The sequence below is a fragment of the Candidatus Accumulibacter vicinus genome (genome assembly GCF_000584955.1).
GTDB classification, from domain to species: Bacteria; Pseudomonadota; Gammaproteobacteria; order Burkholderiales; family Rhodocyclaceae; genus Accumulibacter; species Accumulibacter vicinus.
The window spans coordinates 91,116-96,982 of sequence record NZ_JDSS02000027.1 but is presented as its reverse complement, the minus strand read 5'-3'; the positions used below and the strand labels follow the sequence as shown (position 1 = coordinate 96,982).

Here is a 5,867-nt window from a genome sequence, read left to right as displayed (position 1 = left end):
CCGGTTGCTCGATGAGCAGCCGGCGCTCGGCGACGAGCTGGCGCCTGCCGTCGAGGAGGCTGGCCTGACCCTGCAGGATGCCGCGGCTGCGCTGTGGGGTATCGAACACTTGAGAGAATTCCTGCAGTTCGAAGCGCAACAGACAACCGGTCGCGAGTGCTCCGCCCATGCCCGGCAAACCCAGTTGCTGCCGCAGCCGCTGCGACAACAGTAATGCCGGTGCAGCCGCCCAATGACTCCGCGCATAGTTTCGCAACTTCAGCGGGTTTTCGTAGAGCAGGCGATACTCGATGTCGCGCGCATCAAACCAGTGCGGCGCCCGGATATCGAGCAGCACGCCCGACCAGCGCCCTTCTTCGGCGAGCTGCTCGACCGGCGGTCCGAAGTCGTACACTTCGGCTGGCGACGTGTTGCGCGTGCCGCCGACGCAGCCCGCGAGCAGGCAAGCGACCACCCACATCAGGAACCTGTTCATGGACGTTCCTCACGGCTTGGCGGCGCGACAAAACCGGCCTCGCCGGGTCCCGGAGCAGACGCGGGAGGACCAAAAACGAGACTCTGTGGCGATTCTTCGAGCATCTGCAGTACGCGATTGAGCTGGCGCGAGTTTCCCGAAAGATCACTGCCGACCCCATTGAGGCGGGAAACCAGGGCCGTGATTCCATCTGACGACGGCTCGCCGACCAGGCGATCCAGTTTGTCGCCCAGCGGCTGCAGGCGAACCATCAGCCGGCGCGATTCGACCAGCAGCGGCGCCGCCTCGGCTACCGCCTGCTCGGCACGCACCAGGGTGGCATTGAGCAGGCGCAGATTCTCCGGTGCCAGTAACTGGCGCAACTGGCGTGTAACCTCGTTGGCGTTGCCGGTCGTCGCTTCCAGGTTGGCCAGAATCCTGGCCAGATGCTGCCGGTTCTCGCTGTCGAGAGCCAGGTTGGCACTGGCCAGAAATTCGCGCGCCTGGCCCAGTACAGCCGCGCCGGAATCCGAGAGTTCCTGGATCAGAGAGGAGCGCATCTCGATGCGCAGCGAGTCCTTGCCGCCCGCCAGACGTGTCGGATCTTTCCCGCTGTCTTCAAGCAGGATGTGGGCGATGCCGGTGACTCCCTGATAGCCCAGCTTGGCGGACGTCGCACGTGTCACGGGCACCTTGCTGTCGACACTGATACGAATCAGGATGTTGTGTGCATCCTGAGGATCGAGTTCAATCGCCTGCACCTTGCCGACCCGGATACCCCGATACCGCACCTGCCCTTGCAGGTTGAGGCCGGTGACGTTGTGTCGGGTCACCACGGTGTACTCGGTGGTGGCTTCGTGCTTGCCACCGAACCACCAGATCGAGAGCGCTCCCGCGAGACCCAGAAACAGGGTGAACAACCCGGCCATCAGGGCATGCGAACGATTTTCCATGACTAGTTCCCTCCTTGTCCGAAAGCCGTCGCCGCGGCACGCCCGGAACTGAAAAAATTGCGGATGAAGGGATGCTCGACCGCCAATACTTCGGCTGCCGTCCCACAGGCAATCAGTCGCTGGTCGGCGAGCACGGCCAGGCGCGTCGCCAACCCGGCCAGTGTCTCGGGATCGTGCGTCACCATCACCACCGTAAAACCGAGTTCCTTCTGCAGCATTCTGAGCAGCTTGACAAAGTTCTCGCTACGATCCGGGTCAAGGCCGGCAGTCGGCTCGTCGAGGACGAGAAGTTCGGGTTCCAGCGCCAAGGCTCTCGCCAGAGCCACCCGCTTGACCATGCCCCCTGACAGCTCGGCGGGCATCAGGTGAGCGTGCCGTGCTTCAAGTTCGACCATGGCGAGTTTGAGCATGACCAGATCGGTGATCATCGCCTCGTCGAGCGTGTGCAGTTCGCGCAGCGGAAAAGCGATGTTGTCATGAACGGAGAGTGCCGAAAAGAGGGCCCCCTGCTGAAAAAGCATGCCGAAACGGCGGCGCAGCGCGCGCCGGCGCGCCGGATCGGGATCGAGTACTGCCTGGCCAAAGAGCCTGACGCTCCCTCGGCTCGGCGTCAGAAGTCCGACAATCTCGCGCAGCAGCGTGGTTTTGCCGCTGCCCGAACCGCCCACCAAGCCGAGCATCTGCCCGGCTTCGATGTCGAGATCGATGTCGCGATGGATCACGACATCGCCGAACTGTGTGCACAGGCCGCGAATCTCGATCGCCGGCAGCCGGCGCAGGCAGGCCTGACCGCGACAGTCGCTGGGCACGACTAGGGAATTCCGAGATTGCGCGTCAGCACCGCAAAGACGGCATCGACGATGATCGCCACGGTGATCGAGGTCACCACCGAAGTGGTCGTTCGCGACGACAGGCTTTCGGTATTCGGCTTGACCTGCAGGCCAAAGTGGCAGGCGATGAGGGCGATCAGCAAACCGAAGACCACGCCCTTGCCAATGCCGATCCAGACGTTGGCAACCGGCACCACCCTGGGCAGGGTATCGATGAAGAAGCCGTAAGACAAATCCATCTGCAGCTTCGCCGACACCATGCCGCCGATGATTCCTGCGGCCGAGCACCAGATCACCAGCAGCGGCATCGCCACCGCCAGGGCCAGGACCTTGGGCAGAACCAGACGCTGGCTGCGCGAGACGCCCATGGTGGCCAGCGCATCGATCTCTTCGGTCACCCGCATGACCCCGATCTGGGCGGTCATCGCCGAACCCGAACGTCCGGCCACCAGTACCGCGACCAGTACCGGCCCGAGTTCACGAACAATGCTGATGCCGAGCAGATTGACGATGAAGACATCGGCGCCGAAGGTCTTCAGTTGCAAGGCTGACAGGTATGAAAGAACGACACCGATCAGAAACCCGATCAGGGCGGTCACCGGCAAGGCCTGGGCACCGGTCTTGTAGAGATTTGCAGAAAACTCGCGCCAGGGCATGTCACGGGGGTGTACGCACAGATAAGCAAGGTCGAGAACCATCTGGCCAATCAGGGCGACCATCGCCAGGAGATGCCTGGCGGTGACCCACGACTCCTGACCAAGAGCGAGCAGCCAGGTCAGTGGCTGTGATTGTGACTGCTTCGGCAGCGCCGACTGGACATCGACGCGGATCGCATCGATACGTTCGAGAAGCGCTCGATGCCCAGGAGAAATCGCCAGTACGGCCGGCCATTGTCTTCCCCAGGCGCGCCACAGCAGGATCGCGCCGGCGCTGTCCAGGCGAGTGACCGAGAGCAGATCCCAGCCCGGGTGGCTCGCTGCCAGATCGCAAAGACGGCGTTCGAGCGCGGAAATCGGCGCTGGCAGGGTCGCCAGGGTCCAGTCACCGGACAGTACGAGTCGCTCCTGGTCGGCTTGCTTGACGGATTCGATCGCGGCCACCGCCATGGCAACTCAGAATTTCTTCACGGCGCCAGGGGCACTGCAATCTGGTCAGGGACTGTCGACCGGATTGACAGCTTGATGCCAATCCGGCGCCAGAGCAGCGCTTCCTCGGCCAGGGCGGCAGCCGTCATCGGATTGGCTTCCTGCCAGCCGACGGGCAGGTCGAGCTGGAAACCGACCGGATCTTCCCGGACCGACAATTCGGAGAGTGGATGATCGTCACGCGCACGATGCAGCAGCACTGCCAGGCGAAGACAGAACACCAGGCGCCAGTTCGGATCGCCAGCCGGCATGGCCGCCAGCTTCTGGAGTTTGCCACGCTGGCCGAGCACCAGCAGGGCCAGACGCGCCTGATCGCGCTTCGAGAAACCCGGCATGTCGGCGTGACCCAGGATATAGGCGCCATGCTTGTGGAACTCGCAATGCGCCACCGAGACGCCGATCTCATGCAAAGAGATTGCCCAGCGCAGAAAGTGGACATCGTTCTCGTGTTCCGGCGAATCAAGCTTGATCAACTGTCCAAGAAGCGCCAGGGAGGTTCGCTCGACGCGACTGACCTGTGCCGCGTCGACCTGGTAGCGGCGCTGAAAATGGAGGACCGTTTCATCGCGCGTGTCATGATGCTCGAAGCGTCCGAGCAGATCGTAGAGGACGCCCAGCGGTAGCGCACCATCGGAATAGGTCATGTGTTCGATGGCCAGTTCCGAGAATACTGCGGACATGATCGCGATGGCGCCGGGAAGAATCGTCATGCGGTCACTGCGCATGCCCTGCAAACCCAGCGCTTCCGCCGACCCGGCCCGCATCAGCAATCGACGCAGCTTGGCCAGCCCCTCCCGACTGATGCCGCTGACCCCTTCGGGATTCAGATCGTTCATCTCCAGGATGTCGGCGAGTTCCTGAGCTGACCCCGAAGAACCGACAGCTTCCTGCCAACCGAAGCGCTGGTAGTCGGCAGCGATCGCTTCGACCTCGCGGGCCGCTGCAACTTCGGCCGTGTAGAAGCGCTTCTTGTCTACTTTGCCTTCCGGAAAGAAACGTTGCCGATAGTTGATGCCGCCCATGAACAAGGACTCCATCAGCAACGGTTCGGTGTTCTCGCCGATGATGAACTCGGTCGAACCGCCGCCGATATCGACCACCAGACGCCGGTGACTGGCTGCAGGCAGAGCATTGGCCGCGCCGATGAAGATCAGGCGCGCTTCTTCGCGACCTCCGATGATCTCGATGGGAAAACCCAGAGCCGCCTCTGCCTGCGGTAACACGATGCGCGCATTCCGGGCCACCCGCATCGCGTCAGTGGTCACCGCGCGCACGGTTTCCGGAGCGAAGTCGCGCAGACGCTCGCCAAAACGCCGCAAAGCCTCGATCGCACGTTGTTGTGAGGCATGATCGAGCAGTTTCTCACGGGTCAGACCGGAACCGAGCCGGACGTTCTCTTTGCAGGTATCCAGGGGGTGAATGCGATTGCCAACGACACGCCCGATCTGCAGACGAAAGCTGTTGGAACCCAGGTCGACACCGGCAATTAGTTCGTAACTCATGACTGTGTTTGGTCTGTCCGGCAAAGAAAGGCTTCAGGCCGGCTATTTTACACTGCCGGCAAGTACATCATGCCCTGGCAGCACAGGCGGTCGGAGCAATCGAGAAAACCGCGCGCCAATCGACCCACAACGAAGCGATGGCTGTAATATGCTCGCTTTCAAATCCTCTTTGATGATCCATCTTTCCTGACGGAACGAACTCATGAACATCGTTGCCACGACTACCGAGACCCCTCCCCTCCAGACCGCCAGCGGGTACCCGCCGGAATATTTTCAGAATCGCGAGATGAGCCTGCTCGCTTTCAATCGGCGAGTCCTCTGGCAAGCCAGAAATCCCCGTACCCCCCTGCTCGAACGGTTGCGCTTCCTGTGCATCGTGAGCAGCAATCTGGACGAGTTTTTCGAGATTCGCGAGGCTGGCATCAAGGAACAACTCAAGCTGAATTCGGTGGCGATCACCACCGACGGCAAGACCGCCCGTGAAGTCTATCGGCTGGTCAGCGACGAGGTTCATGCGATTGTCAAGGAACAGTACGCGCTGCTCAACGAAGAGATCCTGCCACAACTGGCCACTGAAGGCATCCGCTTCCTCAAACGCGGGGACTGGAACGACGCGCAGCGCGAATGGATCCGCGGCTTCTTCTTCCGCGAAGTCATGCCGGTGATCACGCCGATCGGCCTCGATCCTTCACACCCGTTCCCACGGGTGCTCAACAAGAGCCTCAATTTCGCCGTCGAACTCGAAGGCCGTGACGCCTTCGGCCGCAGTTCAGGCGCCGCCATCGTACAGGCGCCGCGGGTCCTGCCGCGCGTCATCCGGCTGCCACGCGAACTCGGTGACAGTGAGTACGCCTTCGTTTTTCTGTCTTCGATTCTGCACGAGTTTGTGCACGAGTTGTTCGCCGGAATGAAGGTCCTTGGCTGCTACCAGTTCCGTGTCACGCGCAACAGCAACCTCTTCGTCGACGAGGAAGAGATCACCA

At 61.9% G+C, this 5,867-nt stretch carries 5 protein-coding genes and 1 pseudogene; 1 reads left to right on the top strand and 5 read right to left on the bottom strand.

The genetic code is table 11. From position 1 onward, the window contains the following. The 5 genes from CAPSK01_RS12920 to CAPSK01_RS12900 form a co-directional block, all read right to left on the bottom strand. A partial coding sequence (locus CAPSK01_RS12920) for a hypothetical protein (RefSeq protein WP_034927235.1) occupies positions 1-475 on the bottom strand: 475 nt, incomplete at its 3' end. Continuing rightward, positions 472-1,407 (bottom strand): MlaD family protein, encoded by a 936-nt coding sequence (locus tag CAPSK01_RS12915; RefSeq protein WP_034927232.1) that lies wholly within the window; start codon positions 1,405-1,407, stop codon positions 472-474. The genes CAPSK01_RS12915 and CAPSK01_RS12920, both read right to left, overlap by 4 nt. A 2-nt stretch (positions 1,408-1,409) precedes the next feature. Next, positions 1,410-2,216 (bottom strand): ATP-binding cassette domain-containing protein, encoded by an 807-nt coding sequence (locus CAPSK01_RS12910; RefSeq protein WP_273703639.1) that lies wholly within the window; start codon positions 2,214-2,216, stop codon positions 1,410-1,412. 2 nt (positions 2,217-2,218) lie between these two features. After that, positions 2,219-3,343, bottom strand: a complete 1,125-nt coding sequence (locus CAPSK01_RS12905; RefSeq protein ID WP_034927230.1) for an MlaE family lipid ABC transporter permease subunit — start codon at positions 3,341-3,343, stop codon at positions 2,219-2,221. Positions 3,344-3,360: 17 nt separating this feature from the next. Next, the gene (locus CAPSK01_RS12900) at positions 3,361-4,884 is read right to left on the bottom strand and encodes a Ppx/GppA phosphatase family protein (RefSeq protein ID WP_034927228.1); all 1,524 of its coding nucleotides are present in this window, start codon (positions 4,882-4,884) and stop codon (positions 3,361-3,363) included. Positions 4,885-5,086: 202 nt separating this feature from the next. Here CAPSK01_RS12900 and CAPSK01_RS22935 point away from each other — a divergent pair. Then, a pseudogene (locus CAPSK01_RS22935) lies at positions 5,087-5,867 on the top strand (RNA degradosome polyphosphate kinase); the annotation flags it as partial.

Excerpts from the sequence above, each read along its gene's own strand:
- CAPSK01_RS12915 (WP_034927232.1), bottom strand. The coding sequence starts at position 1,407 with ATGGAAAATCGTTCGCATGCCCTGATGGCCGGGTTGTTCACCCTGTTT.
- CAPSK01_RS12905 (WP_034927230.1), bottom strand. The coding sequence starts at position 3,343 with ATGGCGGTGGCCGCGATCGAATCCGTCAAGCAAGCCGACCAGGAGCGA.
- CAPSK01_RS12900 (WP_034927228.1), bottom strand. The coding sequence starts at position 4,884 with ATGAGTTACGAACTAATTGCCGGTGTCGACCTGGGTTCCAACAGCTTT.